The organism is Pseudomonas cichorii (genome assembly GCF_015471405.1).
Lineage (GTDB): Bacteria > Pseudomonadota > Gammaproteobacteria > Pseudomonadales > Pseudomonadaceae > Aquipseudomonas > Aquipseudomonas serbiensis.
Map to the genome: position 1 here is coordinate 196938 of NZ_BLVZ01000010.1, position 26947 is coordinate 223884.

Annotated in this window: 28 protein-coding genes; 24 read left to right on the forward strand and 4 right to left on the reverse strand. The window is 58.3% G+C overall.

The window, feature by feature from the left end:
* Window positions 1-60: 60 nt before the first annotated feature.
* The 6 genes from JL015_RS17475 (at window position 61) to JL015_RS17500 (ending at window position 4241) form a co-directional block, all read left to right on the forward strand.
* Window positions 61-660, forward strand: a complete 600-nt coding sequence (locus JL015_RS17475) for a septation protein A (protein ID WP_201019346.1) — start codon at window positions 61-63, stop codon at window positions 658-660.
* Window position 661: 1 nt separating this feature from the next.
* Window positions 662-961, forward strand: a complete 300-nt coding sequence (locus JL015_RS17480; RefSeq protein ID WP_117164088.1) for a YciI family protein — start codon at window positions 662-664, stop codon at window positions 959-961.
* Window positions 962-1120: 159 nt separating this feature from the next.
* Entirely contained in the window at window positions 1121-1534 is a 414-nt protein-coding gene (locus JL015_RS17485; protein ID WP_201019347.1) for a translation initiation factor 2, read from the forward strand.
* 7 nt (window positions 1535-1541) lie between these two features.
* A complete protein-coding gene (locus JL015_RS17490; protein WP_200999866.1) occupies window positions 1542-2219 on the forward strand; it encodes a response regulator transcription factor in 678 nt (225 codons plus the stop codon).
* A 139-nt stretch (window positions 2220-2358) separates the two neighbouring features.
* A complete protein-coding gene (locus JL015_RS17495) occupies window positions 2359-2820 on the forward strand; it encodes a Spy/CpxP family protein refolding chaperone (RefSeq protein ID WP_201019348.1) in 462 nt (153 codons plus the stop codon).
* 80 nt (window positions 2821-2900) lie between these two features.
* Window positions 2901-4241: a sensor histidine kinase gene (locus tag JL015_RS17500; RefSeq protein WP_201019349.1), complete on the forward strand. Its 1341-nt coding sequence runs from the start codon at window positions 2901-2903 to the stop codon at window positions 4239-4241.
* A gap of 33 nt (window positions 4242-4274) precedes the next feature.
* On the opposite strand, the gene JL015_RS17505 is transcribed toward JL015_RS17500, so the two are convergent.
* The gene (locus tag JL015_RS17505) at window positions 4275-4835 is read right to left on the reverse strand and encodes a nitroreductase family protein (protein WP_201019350.1); all 561 of its coding nucleotides are present in this window, start codon (window positions 4833-4835) and stop codon (window positions 4275-4277) included.
* 163 nt (window positions 4836-4998) lie between these two features.
* On the opposite strand from JL015_RS17505, the gene JL015_RS17510 reads away from it, so the two are divergent.
* Together JL015_RS17510 and JL015_RS17515 are read left to right on the forward strand one after the other, a co-directional pair.
* The gene (locus tag JL015_RS17510) at window positions 4999-6453 is read left to right on the forward strand and encodes a TrkH family potassium uptake protein (protein ID WP_200999870.1); all 1455 of its coding nucleotides are present in this window, start codon (window positions 4999-5001) and stop codon (window positions 6451-6453) included.
* 58 nt (window positions 6454-6511) lie between these two features.
* Entirely contained in the window at window positions 6512-6823 is a 312-nt protein-coding gene (locus tag JL015_RS17515) for a DUF962 domain-containing protein (protein WP_201019351.1), read from the forward strand.
* Between the two features lie 6 nt (window positions 6824-6829).
* Here the strand turns inward: JL015_RS17515 and JL015_RS17520 are convergent, their stop codons facing one another.
* Window positions 6830-7651 carry a UDP-2,3-diacylglucosamine diphosphatase gene (locus JL015_RS17520; protein ID WP_201019352.1) on the reverse strand — a complete coding sequence of 274 codons (822 nt, stop codon included), beginning with the start codon at window positions 7649-7651 and terminating at the stop codon, window positions 6830-6832.
* Between the two features lie 133 nt (window positions 7652-7784).
* On the opposite strand from JL015_RS17520, the gene JL015_RS17525 reads away from it, so the two are divergent.
* A complete protein-coding gene (locus tag JL015_RS17525) occupies window positions 7785-8672 on the forward strand; it encodes a DMT family transporter (RefSeq protein ID WP_201019353.1) in 888 nt (295 codons plus the stop codon).
* Here the strand turns inward: JL015_RS17525 and JL015_RS17530 are convergent.
* Window positions 8666-8968 (reverse strand): SelT/SelW/SelH family protein, encoded by a 303-nt coding sequence (locus tag JL015_RS17530; protein WP_200999874.1) that lies wholly within the window; start codon window positions 8966-8968, stop codon window positions 8666-8668. The two genes, JL015_RS17525 and JL015_RS17530, sit on opposite strands and share 7 nt — an antisense overlap.
* A 407-nt stretch (window positions 8969-9375) precedes the next feature.
* Between JL015_RS17530 and JL015_RS17535 the strand changes: the two genes are divergently transcribed.
* Together JL015_RS17535 and JL015_RS17540 are read left to right on the forward strand one after the other, a co-directional pair.
* Window positions 9376-10257: a DUF4123 domain-containing protein gene (locus JL015_RS17535; protein ID WP_201019354.1), complete on the forward strand. Its 882-nt coding sequence runs from the start codon at window positions 9376-9378 to the stop codon at window positions 10255-10257.
* Between the two features lie 252 nt (window positions 10258-10509).
* Window positions 10510-11598 (forward strand): LLM class flavin-dependent oxidoreductase, encoded by a 1089-nt coding sequence (locus tag JL015_RS17540; RefSeq protein WP_201019355.1) that lies wholly within the window; start codon window positions 10510-10512, stop codon window positions 11596-11598.
* A 62-nt stretch (window positions 11599-11660) separates the two neighbouring features.
* Here JL015_RS17540 and JL015_RS17545 read toward each other — a convergent pair whose 3' ends face one another.
* Entirely contained in the window at window positions 11661-12566 is a 906-nt protein-coding gene (locus tag JL015_RS17545; RefSeq protein WP_200999877.1) for a LysR family transcriptional regulator, read from the reverse strand.
* A gap of 228 nt (window positions 12567-12794) precedes the next feature.
* Here JL015_RS17545 and JL015_RS17550 point away from each other — a divergent pair, with 228 nt between their 5' ends.
* The 13 genes from JL015_RS17550 to JL015_RS17610 all read left to right on the forward strand — a co-directional run bounded on the left by JL015_RS17550 (window position 12795) and on the right by JL015_RS17610 (window position 26817).
* Entirely contained in the window at window positions 12795-13403 is a 609-nt protein-coding gene (locus tag JL015_RS17550; protein WP_201019356.1) for a cysteine dioxygenase family protein, read from the forward strand.
* On the forward strand, window positions 13400-14983 hold the full coding sequence (locus JL015_RS17555; RefSeq protein ID WP_201019357.1) for a rhodanese-related sulfurtransferase: 1584 nt from the start codon (window positions 13400-13402) through the stop codon (window positions 14981-14983). Before JL015_RS17550 ends, JL015_RS17555 begins: the two co-directional genes overlap by 4 nt.
* A 342-nt stretch (window positions 14984-15325) precedes the next feature.
* Window positions 15326-16678, forward strand: coding sequence for an LLM class flavin-dependent oxidoreductase (locus JL015_RS17560; RefSeq protein ID WP_200999880.1), 1353 nt, complete (start codon window positions 15326-15328; stop codon window positions 16676-16678).
* A complete protein-coding gene (locus JL015_RS17565; protein WP_201019358.1) occupies window positions 16675-17853 on the forward strand; it encodes an acyl-CoA dehydrogenase family protein in 1179 nt (392 codons plus the stop codon). Before JL015_RS17560 ends, JL015_RS17565 begins: the two co-directional genes overlap by 4 nt.
* A 508-nt stretch (window positions 17854-18361) precedes the next feature.
* Window positions 18362-19453: a methyl-accepting chemotaxis protein gene (locus JL015_RS17570; RefSeq protein WP_201019359.1), complete on the forward strand. Its 1092-nt coding sequence runs from the start codon at window positions 18362-18364 to the stop codon at window positions 19451-19453.
* 33 nt (window positions 19454-19486) lie between these two features.
* Window positions 19487-19852 carry a response regulator gene (locus JL015_RS17575; RefSeq protein ID WP_201019360.1) on the forward strand — a complete coding sequence of 122 codons (366 nt, stop codon included), beginning with the start codon at window positions 19487-19489 and terminating at the stop codon, window positions 19850-19852.
* A 4-nt stretch (window positions 19853-19856) separates the two neighbouring features.
* Window positions 19857-20174 carry an STAS domain-containing protein gene (locus JL015_RS17580; RefSeq protein WP_201019361.1) on the forward strand — a complete coding sequence of 106 codons (318 nt, stop codon included), beginning with the start codon at window positions 19857-19859 and terminating at the stop codon, window positions 20172-20174.
* Window positions 20175-20177: 3 nt separating this feature from the next.
* The gene (locus tag JL015_RS17585; RefSeq protein ID WP_201019362.1) at window positions 20178-22244 is read left to right on the forward strand and encodes a chemotaxis protein CheA; all 2067 of its coding nucleotides are present in this window, start codon (window positions 20178-20180) and stop codon (window positions 22242-22244) included.
* A 27-nt stretch (window positions 22245-22271) separates the two neighbouring features.
* On the forward strand, window positions 22272-23900 hold the full coding sequence (locus tag JL015_RS17590) for a methyl-accepting chemotaxis protein (protein ID WP_201019363.1): 1629 nt from the start codon (window positions 22272-22274) through the stop codon (window positions 23898-23900).
* Between the two features lie 14 nt (window positions 23901-23914).
* Window positions 23915-24433 (forward strand): chemotaxis protein CheW, encoded by a 519-nt coding sequence (locus tag JL015_RS17595; RefSeq protein WP_201019364.1) that lies wholly within the window; start codon window positions 23915-23917, stop codon window positions 24431-24433.
* Between the two features lies 1 nt (window position 24434).
* Entirely contained in the window at window positions 24435-25247 is an 813-nt protein-coding gene (locus JL015_RS17600) for a CheR family methyltransferase (RefSeq protein WP_200999888.1), read from the forward strand.
* A complete protein-coding gene (locus JL015_RS17605; protein ID WP_236250234.1) occupies window positions 25238-25768 on the forward strand; it encodes a chemotaxis protein CheD in 531 nt (176 codons plus the stop codon). Before JL015_RS17600 ends, JL015_RS17605 begins: the two co-directional genes overlap by 10 nt.
* Window positions 25765-26817 carry a protein-glutamate methylesterase/protein-glutamine glutaminase gene (locus tag JL015_RS17610; RefSeq protein ID WP_201019365.1) on the forward strand — a complete coding sequence of 351 codons (1053 nt, stop codon included), beginning with the start codon at window positions 25765-25767 and terminating at the stop codon, window positions 26815-26817. The genes JL015_RS17605 and JL015_RS17610 overlap by 4 nt, the downstream gene beginning before the upstream one ends.
* Window positions 26818-26947 lie beyond the last annotated feature (130 nt).

A 26947-nucleotide genomic window follows, 5' to 3' on the forward strand; every position in this document is an offset into this window, starting at 1 on the left:
TGCTTTCGCTGTCTTTGATGTTTGTTATTATGCCGTCACATCCTGCTTCTGGCTGCCATTGTGAAACAATTCCTAGACTTCATCCCGCTGCTCCTGTTTTTCATCGTCTACAAGACCGAACCTCGCGCCGTCGACATCCTGGGCAACAGTTACATGCTAGGCGGGATTTTCAGTGCAACCGCGATGCTGATCGTAAGCTCCGTGGTCGTATACGGAATCCTTTACATCAAGCAGCGCAAACTGGAAAAAAGCCAGTGGCTGACCCTGATCGCCTGCCTGGTCTTCGGTAGCCTGACCCTGGCCTTTCACAGCGAAACCTTCCTCAAGTGGAAAGCGCCAGTGGTCAACTGGCTGTTTGCCCTGGCATTCGCCGGCAGCCATTTCATCGGTGATCGTCCACTGATCCAGCGTGTCATGGGCCATGCCCTGAACCTGCCCGCTGCCGTCTGGGTCAAGCTCAACGTTGCCTGGATCCTGTTCTTTGTCTTCTGCGGTGCGGCCAACCTGTATGTGGCCTTTACCTATCAAGACTTCTGGGTCGACTTCAAAGTCTTCGGCAGCCTGGCAATGACCCTGATCTTCCTGGTCGCTCAAGGCATTTACCTGAGCCGTCACCTGAGTGACGCGGCACCTTCTTCCACCACCAAAACCGAGGACTGACATGCTCTACGCCATCATTGCTACAGATGTTGCCGACTCGCTGGAAAAACGCCTGAGCGTACGTCCTGCTCATCTTGAGCGCCTCAACGCCCTCAAGGACGCAGGCCGTCTGGTGCTGGCCGGTCCACATCCAGCGGTAGACAGCAACGATCCGGGTCCGGCCGGTTTCAGCGGCAGCCTGATCGTCGCCGAGTTCGAGTCCCTGAGCGCCGCCGAAACCTGGGCCAAGGCTGATCCGTTCGTTGCAGCTGGCGTCTATGGCAATGTTGTGGTCAAGCCGTTCAAGCAAGTCCTGCCGTAAATCAGCTATTGCGCGTAGGAGCGAATTCATTCGCGAAAAGCACCGTCTCGCGAATGAATTCGCTCCTACGCATACCTCCCCTTTGCTCATCATTCCCGCCTTCCTGCCGACAACCTCATCGATATTTCTAATAGAAACGGCTCTATCAAGGGAGTTCAGATGCGTTCAGGTGCGTTGTATCTGTTGATGATGGTGTTGGCGGTAAACGTTGAAGTTCAGGCCGAAGAAACCAGTGCCTCCGGCACAGTGCAGGCATTGCATTTGCCCAGCCCTGCCAGCCAGATTGCCGAGCTTCAGCAACGACTCAAGGAAAGCGAGCGTCTGCGTGAGGAACAGCTCAAGCAGGCGCAGAATGCCGATATAGAGCGTGAAAGCGCGCAGTTGGCACGTTTGCGTCAAGAGAACCAAAGGCTCAAGCTGCAACTCAAAGAAGCGCAATCCGTCGCCTCCTCACGAGTCCTGACCGAACAGCAACAATGGTTCGTTGCAGGCGGTGGCGTTGCGGTGACTGCCCTTGTGTGCGGTATATTTGTCGGCGGCCGACGTAAGCAACGTCAGCAATGGCTAAATTGAGTGAGTCATGAGCGAGCTGTTACTAATTGATGATGATCAGGAGCTATGTGAGCTTCTGAGCAGTTGGCTGAACCAGGAAGGTTTTCAGGTACGCGCCTGTCACGACGGCCACAGCGCGCGTCGGGCACTGGCTGAAACCGCTCCGTCTGCCGTTGTGCTGGATGTGATGCTGCCCGATGGCAGCGGCCTAGAATTGCTCAAGCAACTGCGCACTGACCACCCCGACCTTCCGGTTGTGATGCTCTCGGCCCGTGGCGAACCTCTGGACCGTATCCTTGGCCTTGAGCTGGGCGCCGACGATTATCTGGCCAAGCCCTGCGACCCTCGGGAGTTGACGGCCAGGCTGCGTGCAGTACTGCGCCGCAGTCACCCGGTTGCCACACCCAGCCAGCTTGAACTGGGCGACCTGTGTTTCAGCCCGGTACGTGGCGTTGTCAGCATCGATGAAAAAGAACTGACCCTGACCATTTCCGAAAGCCGCCTGCTCGAAGCGCTGCTGCGTCAGCCGGGCGAACCTCTGGACAAGCAGGAACTGGCCCAACTGGCACTGGGGCGCAAACTGACACTCTATGATCGCAGCCTGGACATGCACGTCAGCAACCTGCGCAAGAAGATCGGCCCACACCCCGATGGCCGGCCACGTATCGTGGCACTGCGCAGCCGCGGTTATTTCTACAGCCTGTAAACAAAGCCTCGGCGCTTGGTAAATCCTGGTGCCGGTTCGCTTTACACAAGCTTTACCCTGGGCTGACCGCCCTTGACCTTGATCTCCCTAAACTGGGCTCCAACGGCATCGAGCCGCACCAGAGACAAGGAGATACACCATGCGCAAGACCCTGATCGCTTTGATGTTCGCAGCAGCCCTGCCTACCGTCGCCATGGCCGTTCCACCACCTGGCGGCCCGGACCTTGATGCTCCAGGCCTGCATCAGGATCGTGATCATCGTGGCCCTGGCCCAGAGCTGAAACGTGGCCCTGGCCCTTTCGCTGACCTGGACCTGACTCGCGAACAACGCCGCGATATCGGAAAATTGCTGGGCGAGCAGATGCACAGCCGCCGTGACGTCACTGAACGCTATCTGGCCAAGCTGTCCCCCGCAGACCAGAAAGCCATGAAAGAAGAACTGGACGCGAAAAAGGCCAAGACCGATAGCGATATCCGCGCCCTGCTCAAGCCTGATCAACAGAAGCAATTCGACGAGATTCGGAAAAAGCAGGAAGAACGCCGCGCTGAATGGGCTGAATTCAAAGCCTGGAAAGCAGAAAAGGCAAAAAAGGCGCAATAATTGCCCTGATTGTGAGCCTGCTCACTTAGCTAAAACCCGGCATGCCAACGCATGTCGGGTTTCTCCATTGAGGTCATCCTGTGCGTTCATTGTTCTGGCGAATCCTGGCCAGCTTCTGGTTAGCCATAGCCCTGGTTGCAGGCCTGTCGATTCTGCTTGGGCATATGCTCAATCAGGATGCCTGGATCCTCAGCCGTCATCCGGTCCTGAACGATCTTCCGAAAAAATGGGTGCAGGTTTATGAAGAACAAGGCGCAGCCACGGCCCAGGATTATCTGCAGAGCATAAAACGTCGTTACCGGATCGATGTACAGGTGCTCAATGACAACGGCGAATCCGTGGTACTCGGGACCTTTCCCCCGCGAGCGGCGGCTTTTGAAGCCCGTCAGCAGGACGATGCGCGCCAATTGCCATGGCGACGCCTGACCACCGAATACACCAGCGACAGCACCGGCATCACCTACCTGCTGATCTTCCGCATCCCGCATCCCGAAATCGAAGAATGGCATCGCCAAAGCCTGATGTGGCCGCTGAGTGCCTTGGGTATCGCGCTGGTGGTGCTGACCCTGTTCAGCCTGTTGGTGACACTCTCCATCACCCGGCCACTGAGTCGACTGCGCGGTGCCGTGCATGACCTGGGACAAACCAGCTATCAGCAACACAGCCTGGCGCAACTGGCCAACCGCCGCGACGAGTTCGGTGTACTGGCGACTGACTTCAACCGCATGGGCGCCCGCCTGCAAAGCCTGATCGGCAGCCAGCGCCAGTTACTCCGTGACGTGTCCCATGAACTTCGCTCGCCCCTCGCACGACTTCGTATTGCCCTGGCGCTGGCCGAGCGCGCAGAGCCGGCAGAACGAGAAAAGCTCTGGCCACGCCTGGGCCGTGAATGCGACCGCCTGGAAGCCTTGATCAGTGAGATTCTTGCTCTGGCTCGCGTGGATGCCGACTTTGGCAGCCCGGAACCCGTGGATCTGAGCACGATGTTGCAACGCCTGAAAAACGACACGCAACTGGACAACGCCCAACAGAGCATCAAGGTTCAGGTCGAGGACAACCTGCAACTGCAAGGCTGGCCGGACATGCTCGAACGTGCCGTGGACAACCTGCTGCGTAACGCCTTGCGCTTCAATCCGCCAGGCCAGCCCATCGACGTGCAGGCTGTGCGCACGGATAACCATATAAAGCTGAGCGTGCGCGATCACGGCCCCGGCGCCGCAGAAGAGCACCTGTCACAACTGGGTGAACCGTTCTACCGCGCGCCCGGCCAGACGGCTCCTGGCCATGGCCTGGGATTGGCCATTGCCAGGCGGGCGGCGGAGCGTCATGGCGGCAGCCTGACGCTGGGCAATCATCCGGAAGGCGGCTTCATTGCCACACTGGAAATACCGCTAGAGCCCGTCAACCCGCAGACAAACTGATCGATCCTGGTCGCTCATCAGAGCGACCTGCAATCAACCCTGCCATTCGCTGACAAAACCCGCCCCGTCCACTTTCGCAGCTTCACGGGGCGGGTTCTGCGGCGTGCCCAGATACAGGAAGGCAATGACTTCCTCGTCATCGGCCAGCCCGAAGCCCTTGGCGACATGGGGTGAGTACGACAGATCACCGGTACGCCATACCGCTCCGACGCCCTGGGCATAAGCGGCCAGCAGCACGGCATGCGCGGCACAGCCGGCAGTGATCAGTTGTTCCTTGCGCGGCACCTTGAAATGATCCTGCAAGCGCGCAACCACCACGACCACCAACGGAGCACGCAGCGGCCCGAGACGCGCCTTGTTCAGTGCCTGAGGCGTAATTTCGCCACCACCCTCCTGCAGCGCCTCGACCAGCAGTTCGCCCATGCGCTCACGGGCCGAACCTTCGACAGTAATGAAACGATAAGGCCGCAACTGGCCATGATCGGGTGAGCGCAAGGCTGCACCAAACAGGATTTCCCGCTGTGCAGCATCCGGGGCGGGATCGACCAATCGCGGGACCGAAACACGATTGAGCAAAACGTCGAGAGCCTCCATGGGCGACCTCCTTGAGAATTGATCGGGCATTCTAGAGTGTGTTCAGAGTCAATAACGAGCACGTCGAGCAATTACTTACCACCGATGACCTTTGCCTGTCGGTTTACATGCACTCAGGCACAGGTAAAATGGCCGCCTTTCCCTATTTCAGTCAGAGCAGTTCATGGCGTTGCCGACCCTCCGCATCATCGGTTTCATCATCGGCATATTCCTGATCACTCTGGCGGTTGCCATGATCGTGCCCATGGCAACACTCGTCATATACGAGCGTTTCGAAGACCTGCGCTCCTTTCTGTGGGCCAGCGCCATTACCTTCATCGCGGGCCTGGCGCTTGTGGTGCCGGGCCGGCCGGAGCATGTCCATCTGCGTCCGCGGGACATGTACATGCTCACGGTTTCCAGCTGGATCATCGTCTGCATCTTCGCCGCCCTGCCCTTCCTGCTGACCCAGCACATCAGCTACACCGATTCGTTCTTCGAGAGCATGTCGGGGATCACCGCCACTGGCTCGACCGTGCTCAGCAATCTGGACAGCGCGTCTCCGGGGATTCTCATCTGGCGCTCCATGCTGCACTGGCTGGGCGGCATCGGCTTCATCGGCATGGCGGTAGCGATCCTGCCCCTGCTGCGCATCGGCGGCATGCGCCTGTTCCAGACCGAGTCCTCCGACCGCTCGGAAAAGGTCATGCCACGCTCACATATGGTGGCCAAGTTCATCGTCCTGGCCTACGTCGGCTTTACCGCTCTGGGCAGCCTTGCCTTCTGGGCGGCGGGCATGAGCCTGTTCGACGCAATCAACCATGCGATGTCTGCGATCTCCACAGGCGGTTTCTCCACCTCCGATCTTTCCCTGGCCAAGTGGCCACAGCCTGCCGTGCATTGGGTCGCAATCGTGGTGATGATCCTCGGCAGCCTGCCCTTTACGCTGTACGTGGCAACACTGCGCGGCAATCGCAAGGCGTTGATCAAGGATGAACAGGTTCAAGGGTTGCTCGGCCTGCTACTGGTCACCTGGCTCATGATGACTCTGTGGTACGGCGCGACCACCGACCTGCCCTGGAGCGACGCACTGCGTCACGTGGCCTTGAACGTGACCTCGGTCGTCACCACCACCGGCTTCGCACTGGGCGACTACAGCCTGTGGGGCAATTTCTCGCTGATGCTGTTTTTCTATCTGGGCTTCATTGGTGGCTGCTCCGGCTCGACCGCCGGTGGCGTGAAGATATTTCGCTTCCAGGTGGCCTATATCCTGCTGCGCGCCAACCTCAATCAGTTGATCCACCCGCGCGCCGTCATCAAGCAGAAGTACAACGGGCACAGGCTCGACGACGAAATCGTACGTTCGATCCTGACCTTTTCGTTCTTCTTCACCATCACCATCTGCGTGATCGCGCTGCTGCTTTCACTGCTGGGCCTGGACTGGATGACTGCCCTGACCGGTGCTGCAAGCACGGTTTCAGGCGTGGGCCCTGGGCTGGGAGAAATCATCGGGCCAGCGGGCAACTTCTCCACTCTGCCGGATGCTGCGAAATGGATTCTGTCCGCTGGCATGCTGCTGGGCCGTCTGGAGATCATCACTGTTCTGGTGCTTTGCGTACCGGCATTCTGGCGGCACTGATGCAAGGCTTGCCCTCACTCGGCTAGACTCAGGTCAGACCGACATGAGGGTGGGCATCATGGATCACGTCAAACAGTTCACGAGCTTCGCTGAGTTCTATCCTTTCTATCTGCAGGAACACCGCAGCAGCACCAGCCGACGCCTGCACTTCATCGGCACCAGTCTGGTGATCTTCCTGTTGGCATTTGGAATCGGCAGCGGCAGATGGTGGCTGTTGTGGCTACTGCCCGTTGCCGGTTACGGCTTTGCATGGGCGGGGCATTTCTTCTTCGAGAAAAACCGGCCGGCCACTTTCAAGCACCCGTTCTACAGCCTGCTCGGCGACTTCGTCATGTACCGGGACATGCTGCTGGGCAAGGTGCCGTTCTAGACAGCATCAAACGACCGACTCAGCGACCGGCTCCTGCGGCGCAGCAGCCTTTTGCTGAAGATGCGCATCGGCCAGACGAAACAGTTCGATGGTACCGTCCAGATGCTCGATCAAGGCGGTGCAGGACTCTACCCAATCGCCACAATTGAGGTATTCCACTTCTCCAACCATGCGAATTTCAGCGTGGTGGATATGCCCGCACACCACGCCATCGAGCCCGCGCTTCACACATTCGTGGGCGATGGCTTCCTCGAAGTCGCTGATGAAATTCACCGCCGTCTTGACCTTGTGCTTCAGATACGCCGACAGCGACCAGTAACCGTAGCCATATTTTGCCCGCCAGTGGTTGAGCCAGCGATTGAGAGTCAGCGTGAACTCGTAGGCCGAATCCCCCAGAAAAGCCAGCCAGCGGTGATAGCGCGTGATGACGTCGAACTGATCGCCATGAATCACCAGCAATCGACGGCCGTCCGCCGTCACGTGCTCGACTTCATCCACAAGCTGGATATTGCCCAGGATCAGCTTCGAGTAACGGCGCAGGAACTCATCATGGTTCCCGGTGATGTAAATCACCTCGGTGCCGCGCTTGCTCATGGTCAGCAAGCGGCGAATCACGTTGGTGTGCGCCTGAGGCCAGTACATGCCGCTGCGCAGCTTCCAGCCGTCTATGATGTCGCCGACCAGATAAACCTTGTCGGCCTGATAGCGCTTGAGGAAAGCCGACAGATGTTCAGCCTGACAATCGCGAGTGCCCAGATGCACATCTGAAATCCACAAGGTCCGCACACGTTGCTTGGAGCTGGGTTTGGCAAGCTGAGCACTGCTCATGGGAAGACCTCCGGCAGGTTTTCCACGAGAGTGCGGCATATGGGTTAACTGGATGTGACACCGATATGACCGTGTAATGACATACTCCGCCCCTGCCATGAACTCACACACTTCACTGCTTTCAGGGATCAGAATGAATCAGCGCTCCGCCCTCGGCGCCTTGCATATCGGCGCCCTGATGTTTGGCCTTGCCGGTGTACTCGGCAAGCTGGCTGCCGCCTCGCCTTCGGTCATCGTTTTCGGACGCGCAGCCTTTGCAGCGGTTGCCTTGTGGCTCTTCATCCATTTCGCCCGCAATACCGCCTGGGCATCTCTGCGCATAAGGCATTGGGCACAACTGCTGCTCAGCGGTGTGTTGCTGAGTGCCCATTGGGTCACGTTCTTCATGGCGGTGAAAATATCGGGCGTGGCGGTTGCGACTCTGGGCTTTGCCAGCTTTCCGGCCTTTACGGTCATTCTCGAAGGCCTGTTCTTTCGCGAACGGATTCGCCTCACGGAAATTCTTCTCGTGGTGCTGGTCAGTGCCGGGCTGATACTTGTGACACCGGATTTCGACCTTGCCAGCGAGGCGACCACGGGCCTGCTCTGGGCCATATTTTCGGGGCTGACATTCTCGCTGCTGTCACTGGTCAATCGCGCAAGCTCTGCACATGTCCCCCCGGTGCAGGCTGCGTTGTGCCAGAACCTGATCGTAGCGGTCTGCCTGTTGCCTGCTGCGGCCGGTGAACTGGGTGATGTCTCAAGGCTGGACTGGCTGTGGATCGGGCTGCTTGGCGTATTTTGCACAGGTGTGGCACACAGCCTGTTCGTCGCCAGTCTGGCGGTGATAAAGGCAAGAATGGCAGCGATAGTGTTCGCCATGGAGCCGATCTATGGCATTGCTTTCGCCTGGCTGATATTTGCCGAAAGCCCCTCGCCGAGAATGCTGCTGGGGGGCGCCTTGATCATTAGCGCCATCATGGTTTCAGGGCTGATGAATCGATCGGACACCACGCCCTCGGCCACCGCCAGGACTCACTGAGTATCGGGTTGGCCCGACCTGTCGTTATGACCCAGATCGCGCAGAGGATCAATCTGGTCGCGCACTCGCTGCTTGAGAACCTTGGCTTCCGGAAACCCGCCATCGGCCTTGCGCTCCCAGATCTGCACACCATCGCAGGTGATGCGAAATACCCCGCCCGTACCCGGTTCCAGGGAAACTTTACCGAGATCGTCCGAGAACGTGCTCAATAACTCCTGGGCCAGCCAGGCCGCACGCAACAGCCACTGGCATTGGGTGCAATAGGTAATGACGACTTCAGCTTTTTCGACTGACATGAACGGACTCTTCAAGACAAATCAATTGAGGTACCCACAATAGAGCACATGATAAACATTCCTTGTTTTCATGACGTTTGTGGAACTCCGTTTTTTAACTGCCCACCCATCAATAGTAGCCACAAGCCTTGATGCGCATCTATTTGCGCACCCATCTCTAGAAAAAACGCCATAAAAACCGCTACAGCCCTTATGGATCAAGCCAGTCACCCAACTGCGCACGATATTGCGCATGTGCGCATTTTTTTGCGCAGCTTATCGGAGGTATTTGCTCAAAAAACAATCAAAAATCGCTCGTTAAAAACATAAGCAATTGATTTAAATAGGGAAATAAATTCAGGCACGACTCTTGATAGAGGCAATGCCATTCAGCGGGCAGCATCGCCCGCAAGACAAAGGAACAAGGGATGTTCACACCTGCTCATCAGGCCAATTACATGTTGATCGACGGTGCTCTGCACCCGAACGCCATTCGCCATCTGCAACAGCGGAGCGAGCCACTGGAAATCGAGCCGCTTTACCTCGGCACAGGCCTGGCCACTCTCAAGGAACAAGGACCGATTCTGGTACACGCGCCTGTCGGCACCTCGCTGATTGCCGAATGGCAACAGAGTGCAGTCCAGCACCTGTATGCCAGTGTCTTCACCAGCCAGGCGCCCTTGCGCACGGTCTCCAGCCACCTGCGCCATTTCCTCCAGCCGCCGGACCATCTGGGCAATCACAGCCTGCTGCGCTTTGCAGACCCCGTCGTGATGTATTTCTGGTTATCGAGCTATCGCCAGGAACATCTGGACTCATTGCTGGGGCCTGTCACCGACTTATGGATCAAGACACCGATTCATCGCTGGCAACCTGAGCCCGAGTCCCCTTTCACACACTTTGCCCGCCATGGCCCGCCTCAAGCCTGGGATGCACGTTTTGCGCTACAGGGCGAACAGCAACTGGCCGCATTCGAGCAGTCTTATCGCTGGCTGTTCATCGAGCAGCTTCACGAATGGCTCACCGAGAACCACTCATCGGCGTTCGCCAACCAGACGGACGAACAGGTCCGCCGCTGGATGGAACACGTACTGGAAAAAGGCCGGGCATGGGGGCTGGAAAGTGATTACGCATTCGTGGCGTGGGCGGATGTCTGCCACACCTGGGGCCTGGACTTCATGGATCGGACTGACGGCCCCTATCAGCGCTGGCTGACGCTGTTTCCCGACAAGGCACAGTTGCCTCCCGAACTTCGCGTCGAGGCAGTCGCAGCACACGCACGCAGCATCACCGGTGTGCCCCCAGACTGACAAGCACGCCCCCTTCGGCAACGGCATGCAGCAAGTCGTGCAGCTTGCGCATGCCCAGCCTTGATATCACAAGCTCGATTGTGCCTGGGCATGGCACAGTCAGGTCGAAAACTTACTGATTATAATCAATAAAAGTGATGCATATTTTTTATAATTAACTTAGACCAAAATCGAATTTCACAGGCAGTGCTGCATCACTTTAAGGTGCTCTGGACAAGGTCGAACGGACCTCTACCATTGGCAGGAGTTGTCATGAGCATCGAATTCATCGGCTATATCGCCACCCAACCCGGTTCTGAAATCCATCCACGCAGCGGCCCGACCATTCAGCCCGACTACGTGGAAAAGGTCGCCAAGGCTCATGAAGACGCAGGCTTCGACCGGGCGCTGGTGGCGTATCACTCCAATAGCCCTGACAGCGCGTTTGTTGCCGCTCATGCCGCCAGCGTCACGACCAGACTCAAGTTTCTGATTGCCCATCGCCCGGGTTTCATTTCGCCAACCGTGGCTGCACGCCAGTTCGCGACGCTGGATGTCTTCAATGGCGGGCGCACTGCCGTGCATATCATCACTGGCGGGGATGACAAGGAACTGCGTGCCGATGGCAGCCATATCGGCAAGGACGAGCGCTATGCCCGCAGCGATGAATACCTGAGCGTGGTGCGCCAGGAATGGACCAGCGACAAGCCGTTCGACCATCAAGGCACCTATTACCAGTTTGAAGGCGCTCATTCGCAGGTCAAATCGCCACAGCAGCCGCATATCCCTCTGTACTTCGGTGGCTCATCCGCCGCAGCGATTGCCGTGGCAGGCAAGCATGCCGATGTCTATGCGCTGTGGGGCGAGACTTACGAGCAGGTGCGCGATGTCGTCAAACAAGTCCGCGCCGAAGCGGCCAAACATGGCCGCACCATTCGCTTCAGCCTGTCATTGCGTCCGATCCTGGCAGAGACCGAAGAGAAAGCCTGGGCGCGTGCCGACAGCATTCTGGAGAAAGCCACCGCCCTGGCTCAGAGCAATGGTTTCGTACGTCGCGAACCGCCAAATGAAGGCTCGCGTCGCCTGCTGGCTGCGGCGGCTCAAGGGGCGCGTCTGGACAAACGCCTGTGGACCGGCATTGCTGGCCTGCTGGGCGCCCAGGGAAATTCCACTTCGCTGGTGGGAACACCGGAGCAAGTCGCTGAAGCACTGCTGGATTATTACGATCTGGGAATCACCACGTTCCTGATCCGTGGTTTCGATCCGCTGGACGATGCAATCGATTACGGCAAGAAGCTGATCCCGCTGACTCGGGAACTGGTTGCAGAACGTGAGCGTCAGGCTCGGGAACGGGTTGCCTGATACTTAGCCGTCGCGGCCAAGGCCCCTCCCACGATTACCCATGCGGGAAGGGGCCTGGTCATTCATGCCGCAACCTGTTCCTGCCGCAACGACCTCGCCACCAGACTGCCGAATGATTCCACCGGCCCTTGCAGGTTGCCGAGGAAACGCGGGTAGACCAGCCACAAATCCATCACCGGCTTGAAGTCCTTGAGTGGCAGTACCGCCAGTTGCTCGCGATGGGCGCTACGCTCCAGCAATGGACGCGGTACCAGCCCCAGCCCCATGCCATCGGCAACCAGACCCAGTTGCAGCTCGGTGCCGAAGGTTTCCAGGTTGACCTTCAGGTTCAGCCCCTGATCGGACAAGGTGCGCTGTAGCCCTGCACGAAAGCCACAGCCATCCGGGTTGAGCACCCAGCCCTGTTCATAACAGTCAGCCAGCTTGCCGGGCTTCTTCATCACTGCGTCTTTGGCGCAAACCACCACCAGTTCCACCTTGCCGATGGATTGGCCGATGATGTTTTCCGGGAATATCTTGCCTGCCGGGAAAAGCGCTGCCGCCGCATCCAGCTCACCGTTCTCGATCTTGCCGATCAGGTTGCTGCCCCAGCCGGTCACCACCTGGGCACGTAAATCCGGGAATTCGCCCCGCAGTTGCTTGAGCGCATCAAGCAGCACCACATCGCCAATGGTCTGCGGCACACCCAAGCGCAACAAACCGCTGGGCGGTGTATCGCTGGCTACGAGTTCTCGCAACGAGTCCATCTCACGCAGGATCGCCAGGCACTTTTGATAGACCTGCATGCCGATCGGCGTGGGTTTGAGCGGCTTGGTGTTGCGGTCGAACAACTCGACACCCAGCGCCTGCTCGAAATTCTGTACCCGGCGGGTAATCGCAGGCTGAGTCAAATCCAGCGAATCCGCCGCATGGCTGATCGACTGACAACGAATCACTGCAACGAAAGCATCGATATCATCAATTTTCATTCGGACCGCACATAAAAATATAAAAAGAACATAGGCAAAAAGCATAGTGGGATTTCAGGATTCTGAATAGCTGCCTTCACGCGACAAGAGCGAATCATTCACGAAAGTCCCGGCTCGCAAAAAAGTATTAAAGAGCTTTTCGTTATAACCTAATCATAAAAAAATAGCATATTAAGATCTCACATTATGTTTACATTCATTCAGGCATCAACCAGCCCTGGAATGGATATGACACAGACTCGACACCCGGAACGACTCAGGGCCTTCATCGGAGCACTGGCCGAGCTTATCGATGGCAACCCGCGCGAGGGAGATCTCTTGCATCGTGGCGGCAAACTGCTTTCACAATTGGTCAGCCATGACGACTGGCTACCTGACGAATTCGCGATCCCCGACCCGACCCGCTATCAGCAATTCCTGCTGCATGCCGATTCCCGGCAGCGCTTCTCGATTGTCAGCTTCGTATGGGGGCCGGGCCAGAGCACGCCGATTCACGACCATCGGGTCTGGGGCCTGATCGGCATGTTGCGTGGCGCCGAATACTCACAGGGTTTCGTTCGCAGCCCCGATGGACGCCTGGAGCGCGAAGGCCCGGCGATTCGCCTGGAGCCCGGCCACGTGGAGGCCCTGTCGCCACGCAGCAACGATGTCCACCAGGTCAGTAACGCCTTCAGCGATCAAGTGTCGATCAGCATTCATGTCTACGGCGCCAACATCGGCGCGGTAAAGCGTGCCGTCTATGAGCCGGACGGCACCGAAAAACTGTTCATTTCCGGTTATTCCAACGCCTTTCTCCCGAATATCTGGGACCTGTCAAAAGAGAGCAAAGCCCAATGACCACACAATCGACCCGAACCTTTGCCGACATTCGCCAAGCGCTGCTGGAACGCCGGGAAACCGCGCTGGTGGATGTGCGCGAAGAAGCCCCGTTCGCTGAAGCGCACCCGCTGTTCGCAGCCAATATCCCGCTGTCGAAGCTGGAGCTGGAAGTGTTCTCGCGCATTCCGCGCCGCGATACCGCCATCACCCTTTATGACAATGGCGAAGGCCTGGCGCAGATTGCCCTGCAACGCTTGCAGGGCCTTGGCTACAGCGACGTCAAACTGCTCGATGGCGGCCTGCAGGGCTGGCGCGATGCGGGTGGCGAACTGTTTATCGACGTCAACGTACCCAGCAAGGCCTTTGGCGAACTGGTTGAACATCATCGCCATACCCCTTCCCTGTCGGCCGAAGAGGTCAAGGCCCTGCTCGATAGCAAGGCTGATGTGGTGGTGCTCGACGCCCGTCGTTATGACGAGTATCAGACCATGAGCATCCCCAGCGGGATCAGCGTGCCGGGTGCAGAACTGGTGCTGCGCGCACGGGAACTGGCGCCGGATCCGAACACCCGGATCATCGTCAATTGTGCCGGACGTACCCGCAGCATCATTGGCACACAGTCGCTGGTCAACGCGGGTCTTCCCAATCAGATCAACGCACTGCGTAACGGCACCATCGGCTGGCTGCTGGCCGGACAGACACTGGATCACGGTCAGGCACGTCGTTTCGCGGCAGTCAGCGAGGAAACTCGTGAAGTGGCCAGTGCCGATGCCCGCAAGGTTGCCGACAAGGCCGGCGTACAACGCGCCAGCCGCGCCGACCTGCAACGCTGGCAGGACGACGCCACACGAACCACGTATCTGTTCGATGTACGCACACCGGAAGAATTCGCCAAAGGCCACCTGCCTGCGGCTCGCTCCACGCCCGGCGGGCAACTGGTGCAGGAAACCGATCACTTCGCCAGCGTGCGCGGTGCGCGTCTGGTGCTGGTGGACGATGACGGCGTACGGGCCAACATGTCGGCTTCGTGGCTGGCGCAACTGGGCTGGGAAGTGTTCGTGATCGATGATCTGCAAGCGGCGGATTTCAGCGAAACAGGTGACTGGGATGCTCCTTTCCCGACGCCGCCTCAGGTCGAGGAAATCAGCCCTGAAACCCTGGCCCAATGGCAGGCCGACGACAATGTCGCGGTGCTCGACTTCACCGCCAGCGCCAACTACGTCAAGCAGCACATCCCCGGCGCATGGTGGACATTGCGGGCGGATCTCGCACAGGCCCTGAGCAAAGTGCCCAGTGCCGAACGTTATGTGCTGACTTGCGGCAGCAGTCGTCTGGCCCGTCTGGCAGTGGCCGAGGTAGAGGCCTTGACCGGCAGGCAGGTGTTCCTGCTCAACGGCGGGACCGCCAGCTGGATCAAGGCTGGCCTGCCACTGGAGCACGGCGAAAGTCACCTGGCCTCGCCACGCATTGATCGCTATCGCCGCCCCTATGAAGGCACTGATGCACCACGCGAGGCGATGCAGGCTTATCTGGACTGGGAGTTTGGTCTGGTGGAGCAACTGGGTCGCGACGGGACCCATGGCTTCAATGTGATCTGACTTTGCGCTGAACTTTACTGGCCTCTTCGCGGATGACTCCGTTCCCACAGAAAAGCTCACATGTGAACTTGATTCCGTAGGAGCGAATTCATTCGCAAAAGGCCTGTACAGCCAAGGAAAACACACCGCCTTCAATGACGTCTAGCGGATGAATCCGCTCGAACAAAATCAATATTATTTATATTCTAAAAACTAAAAATCACTTAATTACATAATTAGCATATAACCAAAAGATACTTCACATCGGTTTCTTATAGGAATAATTTCAATCTCATTCACCCAGGCAGGGACTGCTGACCTCCAGAGCCGTCAGCCCACGACACCCATTCAGGAGCACTCGACATGAGCACACAACGTCACTTGAAACTCGGAGCCATGGTTCATGGCGTGGGCCACGGTTGGGGTGAATGGCGCCATCCGGATGCGCTGGCGGATGCCAGTGTCAATTTCGGTTTCTACAAGCAGCAGACCGCCCTGGCCGAAGCGGCCAAATTCGATTTCGTCTTCATTGCCGACAGCCTGCATATCCACGAGAAATCCAGCCCGCACTATCTGAACCGCTTCGAGCCGCTGACCATCCTCTCTGCACTGGCGGCCACCACACAGCACATCGGTCTGGTGGCGACTGTCACGGTCAGCTACACCGAACCCTTCCAGGTGGCCCGCCAGTTCGCCTCACTGGATCACATCAGTGGCGGTCGCGCTGGCTGGAACGTGGTCACGTCCTGGCTCAGCGGCACTGCCGATAACTTCAGCAAAGGCGAACATCCGCCCCATGCGGTTCGCTATCGCATCGCCAAGGAACACGTCTCGGTGGTCAAGGGCCTGTGGGATTCCTGGGAAGACGACGCCTTTGCCCGCAACAAACAGACCGGCGAATTCTTCACCCCGAGCAAGCTGCATGCGCTCAACCATCAAGGCGAGTTCTTTCAGGTCAAAGGCCCGCTGAACATTTCCCGCTCCCGTCAGGGTCATCCCGTGCTGTTTCAGGCCGGGACTTCCGAGGACGGGCGCAATTTCGCAGCGGAATATTCCGATGCCATCTTTGTTCATGCAGAAACCCTCGAAGACGCCAAAAACTATTCCAGGGACCTGAAAAAACGCGCCGCAGGATTCGGCCGCAACCCGCAAGACCTGTCGATCCTGCCGGGTATCCGCCCGATCATCGGCCGCGATGAAGCCGAAGTGGAAAGCCGCTATCAACAGGCCGTGGAACTGGTGTCCATCGAAGATGCCATCGTTGCGCTGGGTCGCCCATTCAACGATCACGATTTCAGCCAGTACCCACTGGATGAGCCGTTCCCCGAACTGGGCGACCTGGGCTCCAACAGTCAGAAAGGCGGCTCGGACCGCATCAAGCAACTGGCCAAAGACGAAGGCCTGACCCTGCGTGAAGTCGCCTTGTACTTCTCGCGCCCTCGCCGCGATTTCGTCGGCACACCCGAACAGGTTGCCGACGCTGTCCAGACCTGGTTTGAACAAGGCGCGGCGGATGGCTTCATCATCAATTCGCTGTTGCCGGACGGCTTGCAGTATTTCACCGAGCTGGTCGTGCCGCTGTTGCAGCAACGCGGTCTGTTCCGCAGCGAATACACGGGCGCAACCCTGCGTGAGCACTTTGGTTTGTCCGTACCGGTCAATCGCCATGCACAAGACGCCCAGGCCCTCGGTTCCAGAGAGGAAGCCGTGGCATGAGCCTTTCCCTGCTTCGTCCTCAGGACAATCCAGAATCAGCCGAGGCTTTCGCGGCCCGGCTGGCCCAGATCACCGCACAACTGGCCGAAACAGCCGAGCATTACGACGTCAGCGGCGAGTTCCCCCACGACAACTTCCGTCTGCTGCATGAACACGGACTGCTGGGTCTTACCGTCCCCACCGACCTGGGCGGCGGCGGTGCCGATCTGGTTCAGGCACTGCAAACGGTCAGTGCCGTTGCCAAGGGCGAACCTTCCACTGCGCTGATTCTGGTCATGCAGTACATCCAGCATTCCCGTTTGCAGGAAAGCAAAAGCTGGCCCAGGGATTTGCGTGTACTGGTCGCGAAACAAGCCGTTCAGGATGGCGCACTGATCAATGCACTGCGAGTGGAGCCAGACCTCGGCACTCCAGCTCGCGGCGGCCTACCTGCCACCACTGCCCGCCGCACAGCGGAAGGCTGGCGGATCAGCGGCAGCAAGATCTACTCCACCGGCAGCCATGGCCTGACCTGGTTCAGCGTCTGGGCTCGCAGTGATGATGAAGACCCACTGGTCGGAGCCTGGCTGGTACACAAGGACACGCCCGGCATCCGTATAGTCGAAGATTGGGACCATTTGGGGATGCGTGCCACCAGCAGTCATGAAGTGATCTTCGAGGACGTGCTGGTACCGCTGGAACATGCCGTCAGTGTCAGCCGCTGGAGCGCTCCACAGCCGGAGCTCGACGCTTCGGGCCTGCTCTGGATGTCGGTGCTGCTGTCATCGGTCTATGACGGTATCGCCCACTCGGCAAGGGACTGGCTGGTTCAGTGGCTGGAGCAGCGCAAACCGTCCAACCTCGGAGCTGCACTGTCGACCCTGCCACGCTTTCAGGAGGTGGTCGGCCATATCGACACCTTGCTGTTCGCCAATCAGAACCTGCTGGAGTCTGCCGCCAGGGGGCTGGTGCCGACGAAAAACGCTGCGCAGATCAAATACCTGGTGACCGGCAACGCCCTTCGCGCTGTAGAGCTGGCCATCGAAGCGACCGGCAATCCCGGCCTGTCACGCAGCAATCCGCTGCAACGCCATTACCGTAATGTGCTGTGTGGCCGGGTTCATACGCCGCAAAACGACGCGGTCCTTCAGGGGGTGGGCAAGGCTGTTTTCGCGGCTCGCAGTACATCCCTGTAAGGACTTCATCAGATCGTTTTTTCCGATGATAATGAATCTATTTAACAGGCGTCTTCACGAATAACTTCGTGAAGACGAACATCAAAATAAAAATGTCATATTCAATATTAAAAGCCTATTTTTTCAACCCTTTAGCAAACCGCTTTTTTATTTGTCCCCCCTCATTCATCCCCCCTGAAATATCACCCTAGTTAGTTATCGTACATCGATAGTAAATCCATCTAAAACTCATATTAGTTCGCCCTTTCAAACCGCTTTCAAGCTCACACCCTTAAGCCATTTACCTAGGACCACACACCTGTCGCGCACACCTGCGACAGTCCGTTCTGGATCCAAAAACATTGAATACAATGACTTTTACCTGACACTCCAGTCAGCTAAAAATCCAAATACCTGTGTCGTAGAGCCTACGCCGCCCACTGCAAGGATTAGGGGTTATCCCGATATTGACGTCAATTTACCATCGCTATCATCCGATTATCTTTAAGGCAATCGAATGGATGCGAGGATGGCTATTTACATTGGTTTTTGGCTTGGCCTCGCTGTAAGCGCTACCGGGATCGCACTGGGACAAAACATAGTTTCAGCCAGTGGCCTGGTTATTATTGCTATCGCTACTATTGCCCTGCATTTACGTGCCAGAGCGTCTACAACGCCACTTGCCACAGAACACTCCGACTCAGACCCGGCTCAATCCCTGAGCCAGCCCGACGTACCGGCGCTGTTGCATACCGTCGTTCCAAGCTGGAGCGAAAGCATCAATCAGAGCCGTGACCTGCTGCAAACCAATATCAGTGAACTGTTCAACAGCTTCAGTAATATTGCGACCCGCCTGGAAGGCAGCCTGCAGAACTCCGAGAACATCCTCGGAAACGGTGGCGTCGGAGCCAGCCTGCTTGAAGCCAACGAACGGCTCAAGGAAGTGACCCACTCCTTCAACGCCAGCAGTCAGCGCCAGCAGGAATTGACGACCACGATCGGCAAACTCGACAGCTATGCCGGTCAGTTGCAATTCATGGCCAAGCGCGTGCAGGAAATCGCCAGCCAGACCAACCTGCTGGCCCTCAATGCCGCTATCGAAGCCGCTCGTGCCGGCGAACATGGCCGTGGCTTCTCGGTAGTCGCCGACGAAGTGCGCAAGCTCTCTTCGCTGTCCGCCGAGACAGGCCAGGGCATGGACACCAAGGTCGAAGAAATCAACCAGGCCATCCAGTTCACCATCACAGCGGCCGCCGAACTGGGCGCAAGCGAGCGCAACAACCTGGACTTTCTCAACGACTCGGTCACTCAAGTCATGGCCCGCCTGGGAGAGAACCTCAACGAACTTTCAGATTCCTCCCAGGCGCTGCAACGCGATGCCAGGGATACCCAGCGCGATATCCACTCGATCATGGTCAACCTGCAGTTCCAGGACCGCGCCGACCAGATGCTCGATCACGTCCAGGCCGATCAGCAACAACTGCTCGATGCCCTGCACAGTCAAGACCAGAGCCTCGATGATCCGCACGCATGGCTGGATCGCCTGCGTCAGCGCTTCACCACGGAAGAAGAGCGCAACGGGCGACCACAGGCCGCTGCCAGCGAAATCACTTTTTTCTGATTCCTGCTTTTTCCCTATACGAGAGTTCCGAACATGGCCAAGACCGTAATGATCGTCGATGACTCTTCATCGATGCGCCAGTTGGTGAAAATGAGCCTGAGCAGCGCCGGGCATCAGGTGATCGAGGCTGTAGACGGGCGCGATGCCCTCAACAAGCTGACCGGGCAGAAGGTCAACCTGATCATCAGCGACGTGAACATGCCCAACCTCGACGGCATAGGCCTGGTCAAGGAAGTCAAGGCACGCCCTGAATACCGCTTCACGCCCATCATCATGCTCACCACCGAAAGCGAACAATCCAAGAAAGCCGAAGGCCAGGCCGCGGGTGCCAAAGCCTGGATCGTCAAACCTTTTCAGCCTCAGCAATTGCTCGCTGCGGTCGAGAAACTGCTGGGGTAAGCCCATGTTCTCGATAACAGGCGGTACGCAAGACGCCCCGACGCTGATGCATGTGAAGGGCGACCTGACCATCTATGAAGTCAGACAGGCGCGTGAGTTGCTCATCCCCTTGATGTCCACCCAGGCCCATTCATGGCAAATGGACCTCAGCGGCATCGATGAACTCGACAGCGCTGGCGCCCAACTGTTGCTGGCATTGCAGCGCGAGCTGTCATTGACCGGGACACCAGCCACCGTCAGTGCAGCCTCGCCCAGCGTGATTGAAATGGCCGAGCTGCTGGCTCTGGATGTTCTCCAACCTGTGGCCAAGGCCGAGGATTGACCGATGCTCAGTGGCGAACAGTGGAATCAATTACTCCAGGGCTTTCTGGATGAAGGCCGTGACCTGCTCAAGGATGCCGAAGACAGCCTGCTGCGTCTTGAAACCTCGCCTGACGATCACGACGCCGTCAATGGCCTTTTCCGGGCTGTACACACCCTCAAAGGGTCAGCCGGCATTTTTTCGCTGACGCCGCTGGTCACCCTCACCCATCACCTGGAAAGTCTGTTGATGTCGGTACGCGACGGCCAGCGAGTGCTGACCTCGGACCTGACTTCGCTAATGCTCAAATGCATGGATGAACTGAGCACGATGCTCGAAAGCGTAGACCCCGACAACGGCCTGATGGAAGCCAACGAAAGCCGCCAGGCCCCACTGCTCGCGGCATTGGCCAAGGCTCAGGGACATGATGCCGTCGAGACCAAAGATACCGCGTCGAGCAGCAGTGAAACGGCCGTGAGTGCCGACGAACGCGACTGGCAGGTTTGCATCGCGTTTGCCAAGGAACTGTTCCAGAACGGTTTTGACCCTGCGGCCTTCGTGCGTTACCTCAAGAAGCTCGGCACCATCACGCACTTGCAGACGCTGACGCCCTCCTTGCCCGAGCTGGGGAAACTCGACCCTGAAGACTGCTACCTGGAGCTGAAACTGACCCTGCGCAGCAGCGCTCAGGCCAGCGAGATCGAAGACGTTTTCGAGTTCATTCAGGATTTCTGCACACTGCATATCGAGCAACTGACTCCTGAACCCGATGCTGGCCAAACCGTTATCGAGCATTACCCAGTCGTCGAACAGGCTCCGGTCATGCAAGCGCAGGCCGTGGCTCAGGTCCCCGTAGCCGCGCCTGAAAGACCCTCCGCGGCCCCCAACCGTGACCGTCGGCCCGTGGAAACCACGCTGGTCAAGGTCGCAGCAAACAAGCTTGATGAGCTGATCAATCTGGTCGGCGAGCTGGTCATCAGTACAGCCGGCGCGCAAATGCAGGCCCGTCTCAGTGGCCACAACGCCTGTATCGAAAGCACTCAGGCGGTGCTCCAGCATGTTGAGCAGATCCGCGAAAGCGCGTTGAAGCTGCGCATGGTCGAAGTGGGTGAAACCTTCAACCGCTTCCACCGCGTAGTGCGTGACGTCAGCCAGGAACTGGACAAGAAGATCCAGTTGACCATTCGCGGGGGCGAAACCGAGCTGGACAAGTCGGTGATCGACAAGGTGGCCGACCCGCTGACGCATCTGGTGCGCAACGCCATCGACCACGGCATCGAGTCCGCGGCCGACCGCCTGGCCGTCGGCAAACCCGCCGAGGGCAATCTGAGCCTCAATGCCTATCACGACTCAGGGATGATCGTGCTGGAAATCAGCGATGACGGCCGCGGCCTGAACACCGCACGCATTCTGGAAAAAGCCATCGCCAAAGGCATGGTCGAACCTGACGCACAACTGAGCGACAGCGATATTCACTTGCTGATTTTCGAGGCCGGGTTCTCCACCGCCGAGCAGGTTTCCAACCTGTCGGGGCGCGGTGTGGGAATGGATGTCGTGCGTAGCGCCATCGATCAACTGCGCGGCCTGATCGAGATCGATTCGGTTGCCGGTGAAGGCTGCACATTCCGCATTCGCCTGCCGCTGACCCTGGCCATCATCGACGGTTTTCTGGTCAGCGTAGGCCAGGACAGTTTCGTCATTCCGCTGGACATGGTCACCGAATGCATGGAGGCCAGCGAGCCGCCTCTGGAAAACGGCTATGGCTATCTGAACCTGCGTGGCAGACCCCTGCCCTGCATCGCACTGGACAGCCATTTCGGTATCAAGGCAGAGCCTTCGCGCCGCCGCAATATTGTCGTGGTCAGCCAGGGACGCCAGCAGGCCGGGCTGATCGTCGATCAGTTGCATGGCGAATTGCAAACCGTCATCAAGCCTCTGGGCAAGATGTTCCAGCACCTTCGCGGTATCAGCGGCTCCACCATTCTGGGCTCCGGTCAGGTCGCACTGATTCTGGATATACCCAGCCTGTTTCGCCATTTACAAGCCCTGGTCGAAAGCGCCAACCAGACCAGTGTCGCCAGCACCAACTAACTTTTTCAGCCTTCAGGAGATGTAAACATGCAGTTCATCCGAAATATGAAGATAGGGGTCAGGCTGACACTCGGTTTTCTGATCGTCGTGGCCTTGACCGCGACCATTGGCTTGCTTGGCATCCGCAACCTGGACGAGGTGAACCGGCTTTCGGATCGAATGTACGACATCGACGTCGAGGGCATGAGCCAGTTGCAGGAAGCCAATATCCAGCTGATCACCGCAGGTCGCGCCATGCGCCAGAGCCTGCTCTCCACCACTCAGGAAGAGCGGGAAAGTGCGGCCAACCTGACTCGCAGCACACTGGAAACCACTCGCGCTCTGATCGTCAAATCCCGCGAGAGCTTCATCACCAAAGAAGGCCAGGCCAGAGTCGATGGCTTGCTGGCACCACTGACCGAATACGAAAACGTAGCCAAGCAACTCTTGCTCGCCCATCAACAAAGCGGCCAGCTCCAGGAAGCCAGTGAGGTAACCAATCTGTTGCCAAAGGCCATATCGACGTCCGAGATAGTCGACCGCATGCTGGGTGAAGTGGTCGATTACAAGAAAGAACGGGCCGGACAGTCGAATCAGGAAATCACCACGATCTCCGAAAGCTCCCGCGTGCAAATGATTGTGCTGGTGGCCGTCGCCACTCTGCTGGGCATGCTGATCGGCGTACTGGTCACCCGCAGCATCACCAAGCCGCTCAATGGCGCGGTGGAAGCCGCTAACCGCATGGCGGCCGGCGACCTGAGCAAGGACCTTGAAGTCAACAGCAAGGACGAAACCGGTCAGTTGCTCGCTTCCATGCAGAACATGGCCCTGCGTCTGCGCAGTATTCTGGGTGATGTACGCAGTGCCGCAGACTCGCTGTCTTCAGCCTCGGAGCAGGTCAGTTCGACCTCGCAGTCCTTGAGCCAGGCGGCCAACGAACAGGCCGCCAGCGTCGAACAGACAAGCGCCTCGGTCGAACAGATGTCCGCTTCGATTGCCCAGAACACCGAAAGCGCCAAGATCACTGACGGCATCGCAGGCAAGGCTGCCAATGACGCCGTTCAAGGCGGTGGCGCTGTCGGCGACACCGTCCTGGCCATGAAGCAGATTGCCGACAAGATCAGCATCATCGACGACATCGCTTACCAGACCAACCTGCTGGCCCTGAACGCCGCAATCGAAGCCGCACGAGCGGGCGATCACGGCAAAGGCTTCGCAGTGGTCGCCGCCGAAGTACGCAAGCTGGCCGAACGCAGCCAGGTGGCGGCCCAGGAAATCGGTCAGGTCGCCTCCAGCAGCGTACAACTGGCCGAGCAGGCTGGACGCTTGCTCAACGAGATCGTGCCCAATATCCAGAAGACCTCCGACCTGGTGCAGGAAATCACTGCGGCGTCCCAGGAACAGAGCGGCGCGGCCGGGCAGATCAATATCGCCATGGGCCAGATGAACCAGATCACCCAGCAGAACGCTTCGGCCTCCGAAGAGCTGGCGGCCACGGCAGAAGAAATGAATGCCCAGGCCGGCCAGTTGCAGGAACTGATCGGCTTCTTCCGCTTTGAAGCACAGTCTTCATCCAGACCTCAGCCACGAGCCTCGGACAACTACAGCAGCACGCCGCCGCCATGGTCCAGAGGCAAGTCGCAGGTCGATGAAGGCCAGTTCGTCAGTTTCAATTAAGGGGGACGTGACCTATGAGCCTTCCGCAAACTGTAGAGCTGTTATCCGACGCCGACACGATGAGCATCCAGCATCTGTCGTTTCGGGTACGCGATGCCGCGTATGCGTTACCCATCGATCTGGTGCGGGAGATCATCGAGTACGACGAAGTCACTTCCGTACCGATGATGCCGGCCTTTATCCATGGCGTGATCAACCTGCGCGGTAACGTGGTGCCGGTGCTCGATCTGGCGGCGCGCTTCGGCTTCGAGCTGACGCAGCCCGGCAAGCGCACCTGCATCGTGATCATCGAACTGACGCTGGAAGACCTCTACCAGCGCATCGGTCTGGTGGTGGACGCCGTGGACGCCGTGCTCGATATCGATCCGCAACAGGTGGTGCCCGCCCCACCTTTCGGGGCCGGTATCCGCACAGACTTCATCGCCGGCATGGCTCGTCGCGACCAGACTTTCACCATCATTCTGAACATTGCACAAGTGTTGTCACTGGACGACATTCGCCAGCTCAGTCTTGCTGTGCTCAAGGGAACCTGAGATGTCAGAAGCACTGAAGATGCCGACACTCGGTGATACCGAGTTCCTCCATCTGCAAAAACTCATGGCCGATGCTTCAGGCATCCAGCTGGCGCAGAACAAGCGCCCGCTGGTTGCCGGTCGCCTGATGAAACGCCTTCGTTATTACCGGCTCGACAGTTACACCGAATACCTGCACATGCTCGAACAGCCCATGTACAAGCAGGAACGCCGTCTGGTGGTGGATCTGCTTACAACCAACGAAACGTACTTCTTCCGCGAACATCCGCACTTCGAGTTTCTCGGCCAGTGGCTGGCCAGACGTCGGGGTTCACTGCGGATCTGGAGTGCCGCCTGTTCATCGGGTGAAGAACCCTACAGCCTTGCGATGGTGCTCAGCGAACACGCCACCACACAGGACTGGTCCATCATGGCCAGCGACCTGAGCCTGAGCATGCTGCACAAGGCCCACGAAGGCATCTATGACATCGCCCAGGCCAAGTACTTTCCCCAGGGCTGGATGCAGCGCTACTGCCTGAGCGGCGTAGGCGACATGAGCGGACGCTTCCGGGTGCAGGCGGCCCTGCGCGACCGGGTCACGCTGCGCGAGGTGAATATCGTCCAGCCGCTGGCAGAAGACGTGGGCATGTTCGATGTGATCTTTCTGCGCAACGTATTGATCTACTTCGACAACGAAGAAAAGAAACGTATTGTGCAGCGCCTTGTCTGTCAGTTGCGTCCCGGCGGCCTGCTATTCATAGGCCACGCCGAAAGCATTCATGGTTTTGAGCTACCCGTACGACTGGTACGGCCCTCGGTGTACGAATGTCTGTGAATCAACCCATTTTCCTGCGCCCCGGCGATTACTTCTTTGGGCGCCACGACGGTCCTGTCACGACCCTGCTGGGCAGTTGCGTATCGATAATTCTCTGGCATCCACGCTGGCGCTTGCTGGGCGTATCCCATTACGTCCTGCCCCGTGACCCGACGGCCAGCTACAACAAGGCACCGCTCAACGATCAGGACACGCGCTACGGCGATGCCGTGTTCCAGCGCATGCACGCCGACATGGTGCGTCACGGCACCAACCCGAGCGAGTACCGCAAAGGGATTTTCGGCGGTGGCTGCCTGTCGCGTTTCGAGGGTAACTCGCTGCGCAAGATCGGCCACACCAACAGCGACTTCGCCCGCAAACAGTTCAGCCTGCGCAACTGGGCGGTGGACTTGCACGACCTCAATGGCGAGCACTACCGCCGCCTTCAGATAGATGGCCTGAGTGGCAGGATCGACTGTCAGCGCAATGAAGTCACGCCGCCCGTCATGCCGAACTCAAGGACAGGTGGGCATATTCTGTGATCCGCGTATTCATCGTTGACGACTCGGCCCTGGTTCGCCAGGTGCTTACCAATTGCCTGACAAACCATCCCGGCATCGAAGTGATCGGCCAGGCCAGTGACCCGCTTTACGCCATCGACAAGATGCGCCGCGACTGGCCTGACGTGGTGATTCTGGATGTCGAAATGCCGCGCATGGATGGTCTTACCTTTCTGCGTCAGATCATGAGCGAACGCCCTACTCCGACCCTGATCTGTTCGACGCTGACCGAGGAAGGTGCCAGCGTTTCCGTCGAAGCACTGGCAGCCGGTGCAGTGGGGGTTTTCACCAAGGCCCGGCTGGGTCTGAAACAAAGCCTGGAGCAACTTTCGGGGGATCTGATCCGCAAGATCGAAGAGGCCGCCCGCACACGCCCAGGCGCTTTCCGGCCACCTGCCCGCGCGCAGGTCCAGGAAGCACCGCCCGCAGTAAATCCATTGTTCAGGACCACCGACCGGGTGGTCGCACTGGGCTGCTCGACCGGAGGCACCCAGGCACTGGAATTCATTCTTCGCCAACTGCCACGTGACTGCCCGGGCATTGTGATCGTTCAACACATGCCGGAAAAATTCACGGCAGATTTCGCAAGACGTCTCGATAGTCTCTGCCAGATAGAAGTACGTGAAGCCAGGCATCTGGATCGCGTTCACAGCGGTCTGGCACTGATCGCTCCCGGTGGTCTGCACATGCAGCTCAAACGCAACGGAGCACACTATCAAGTCGAGGTTATCGATGGCCCACCGGTAAACCGGCACAAGCCATCGGTAGACGTGCTGTTTCGCTCTATGGCCAGACATGCAGGCGCCAATACGCTGGGCGTGATCATGACCGGCATGGGAGACGACGGAGCGCGCGGCCTGCTGGCCATGCGCGAAAGCGGAGCCCACACCGTCGCCCAGGATGAGGCCAGTTGCGTTGTGTTCGGCATGCCCAAGGAAGCGATTCGCATGGGCGCGGCACAAGCGATAGAACCGCTGTCCAGAGTACCGATACTGATCCAACAGTTTGGTGACAGCGCACGGCATGGCTAACGGAATGCCATCGCCGATATTCGGGATAGGGACGTCCTCCCCGTGGGCGTCTTGCAAATGGATGCAGCTAGCCATCAGCGGGCTATCATCAACCCCCACGGGAGAATAGTAATCGTAGCTGTCACTCGTT

Bases quoted from the DNA above. Each gene is read 5' to 3' on its own strand.
- JL015_RS17480 (WP_117164088.1), top strand. From the start codon at position 662: ATGCTCTACGCCATCATTGCTACAGATGTTGCCGACTCGCTGGAAAAA.
- JL015_RS17485 (WP_201019347.1), top strand. From the start codon at position 1,121: ATGCGTTCAGGTGCGTTGTATCTGTTGATGATGGTGTTGGCGGTAAAC.
- JL015_RS17490 (WP_200999866.1), top strand. From the start codon at position 1,542: ATGAGCGAGCTGTTACTAATTGATGATGATCAGGAGCTATGTGAGCTT.
- JL015_RS17495 (WP_201019348.1), top strand. From the start codon at position 2,359: ATGCGCAAGACCCTGATCGCTTTGATGTTCGCAGCAGCCCTGCCTACC.
- JL015_RS17505 (WP_201019350.1), bottom strand. From the start codon at position 4,835: ATGGAGGCTCTCGACGTTTTGCTCAATCGTGTTTCGGTCCCGCGATTG.
- JL015_RS17510 (WP_200999870.1), top strand. From the start codon at position 4,999: ATGGCGTTGCCGACCCTCCGCATCATCGGTTTCATCATCGGCATATTC.
- JL015_RS17515 (WP_201019351.1), top strand. From the start codon at position 6,512: ATGGATCACGTCAAACAGTTCACGAGCTTCGCTGAGTTCTATCCTTTC.
- JL015_RS17520 (WP_201019352.1), bottom strand. From the start codon at position 7,651: ATGAGCAGTGCTCAGCTTGCCAAACCCAGCTCCAAGCAACGTGTGCGG.
- JL015_RS17525 (WP_201019353.1), top strand. From the start codon at position 7,785: ATGAATCAGCGCTCCGCCCTCGGCGCCTTGCATATCGGCGCCCTGATG.
- JL015_RS17530 (WP_200999874.1), bottom strand. From the start codon at position 8,968: ATGTCAGTCGAAAAAGCTGAAGTCGTCATTACCTATTGCACCCAATGC.
- JL015_RS17535 (WP_201019354.1), top strand. From the start codon at position 9,376: ATGTTCACACCTGCTCATCAGGCCAATTACATGTTGATCGACGGTGCT.
- JL015_RS17540 (WP_201019355.1), top strand. From the start codon at position 10,510: ATGAGCATCGAATTCATCGGCTATATCGCCACCCAACCCGGTTCTGAA.
- JL015_RS17545 (WP_200999877.1), bottom strand. From the start codon at position 12,566: ATGAAAATTGATGATATCGATGCTTTCGTTGCAGTGATTCGTTGTCAG.
- JL015_RS17550 (WP_201019356.1), top strand. From the start codon at position 12,795: ATGACACAGACTCGACACCCGGAACGACTCAGGGCCTTCATCGGAGCA.
- JL015_RS17555 (WP_201019357.1), top strand. From the start codon at position 13,400: ATGACCACACAATCGACCCGAACCTTTGCCGACATTCGCCAAGCGCTG.
- JL015_RS17560 (WP_200999880.1), top strand. From the start codon at position 15,326: ATGAGCACACAACGTCACTTGAAACTCGGAGCCATGGTTCATGGCGTG.
- JL015_RS17565 (WP_201019358.1), top strand. From the start codon at position 16,675: ATGAGCCTTTCCCTGCTTCGTCCTCAGGACAATCCAGAATCAGCCGAG.
- JL015_RS17570 (WP_201019359.1), top strand. From the start codon at position 18,362: ATGGCTATTTACATTGGTTTTTGGCTTGGCCTCGCTGTAAGCGCTACC.
- JL015_RS17575 (WP_201019360.1), top strand. From the start codon at position 19,487: ATGGCCAAGACCGTAATGATCGTCGATGACTCTTCATCGATGCGCCAG.
- JL015_RS17580 (WP_201019361.1), top strand. From the start codon at position 19,857: ATGTTCTCGATAACAGGCGGTACGCAAGACGCCCCGACGCTGATGCAT.
- JL015_RS17585 (WP_201019362.1), top strand. From the start codon at position 20,178: ATGCTCAGTGGCGAACAGTGGAATCAATTACTCCAGGGCTTTCTGGAT.
- JL015_RS17590 (WP_201019363.1), top strand. From the start codon at position 22,272: ATGCAGTTCATCCGAAATATGAAGATAGGGGTCAGGCTGACACTCGGT.
- JL015_RS17595 (WP_201019364.1), top strand. From the start codon at position 23,915: ATGAGCCTTCCGCAAACTGTAGAGCTGTTATCCGACGCCGACACGATG.
- JL015_RS17600 (WP_200999888.1), top strand. From the start codon at position 24,435: ATGTCAGAAGCACTGAAGATGCCGACACTCGGTGATACCGAGTTCCTC.
- JL015_RS17605 (WP_236250234.1), top strand. From the start codon at position 25,238: ATGTCTGTGAATCAACCCATTTTCCTGCGCCCCGGCGATTACTTCTTT.